The sequence below is a fragment of the Streptomyces ipomoeae 91-03 genome (genome assembly GCF_000317595.1).
Taxonomy (GTDB): Bacteria; Actinomycetota; Actinomycetes; order Streptomycetales; family Streptomycetaceae; genus Streptomyces; species Streptomyces ipomoeae.
This window is the reverse complement of sequence record NZ_AEJC01000045.1, coordinates 1-1,050: the sequence shown is the minus strand read 5'-3', so window position 1 is coordinate 1,050 and position 1,050 is coordinate 1. Positions and strand designations below refer to the sequence as shown.

Below are 1,050 nucleotides of genomic sequence, written 5' to 3'. Positions count from 1 at the left end.
CCCAGCCGCAGGACCAGCCCTCCGCGACCCCGCCCGGGCCGCCCGGACAGCCCGGCGCCGAGAGCCATGCCCAGCCGCCGGCCCCGACGCCGACACAGCCCGCCCTGCCGTCACCGGTCCATGCCCAGCCGCCGGCGCAGCCGCAATACCCGTCGGCCGTACCGCCTCAGCCCGGCCAGGCCCAGGCCCAGCCGCAACTCCCGTCTGCGGTCCAGCCTCAGCCGGCGCCGGGCGCCTACCCCTACCCCAACCCGCAGCCGCCCGCCGGTTACGGCCCCCCGGCCGCCCCGATACCGACACAGCAGCACCCCTACGGCCAGCCACCCGGCGGCGGCTACCCCGTGGCCCCGCCCGCGACGAGTGGCGCCGGACGCGCTGTGCTGTGGGTCGTGCTGGGCGCCGCCCTCGCCTCCGCCGCCTGGGCCGGCGGCGTCTTCCTCCTGGGCCGGGACGACACCGAGGCCGACCTGCGCGGCTACCAGGCCAAGAGCGAACTCTGCTCCTCGGTGGACTATTCGTCCTTCAAGGACGAGTACCCGGAGGAGGACGACTCCCCCGTCGACCACGCCCTGGAGCACGAGGCCCTCGACCAGAGCTACTGCAGCATCTCCCTGAAGAAATCGTCGGCCTCCACCCTCTCCGACGCCTATTTCTCGGTCCAGGTCGACCTCCACAAGAAGACCGACCCCGGGCCCGAGTTCACGGCCCTGTGGTCCGAGTACGACCAGCGCTACGACGACTACGACGTGGAGAAGGTCAGCGGCTTCGGTGACGAGGCCTATGTCGTCACCGAGGACACCACCTCCGGCGACGACACCAGCGGCAGCCGCGCGGCCACGCTCGCCGTGCGCGACGGCTGGATGACGTACGAGATGAGCTGGAGCGGCTACGCCTCCTCGTACGACGACGTGACCCTGCCGGAGGTGGACGACGTCGTGGAGTGGCTCAAGACCGACACCAACTCGACGCTGGAGAACCTCAGGTCCAGCGACGGGATATGAGCGACGGGGTGGCCGCACGCTCCCCGAGCGGTACTGGGGAGACAGGGTG

General features: G+C 72.0%; 1 protein-coding gene. It reads left to right on the top strand.

The features are described 5' to 3' along the window. Positions 1-1,001 (top strand): hypothetical protein (locus STRIP9103_RS51125; protein ID WP_009296459.1); only part of this gene is annotated, 1,001 nt, incomplete at its 5' end. Between the last annotated feature and the right edge of the window lie 49 nt (positions 1,002-1,050).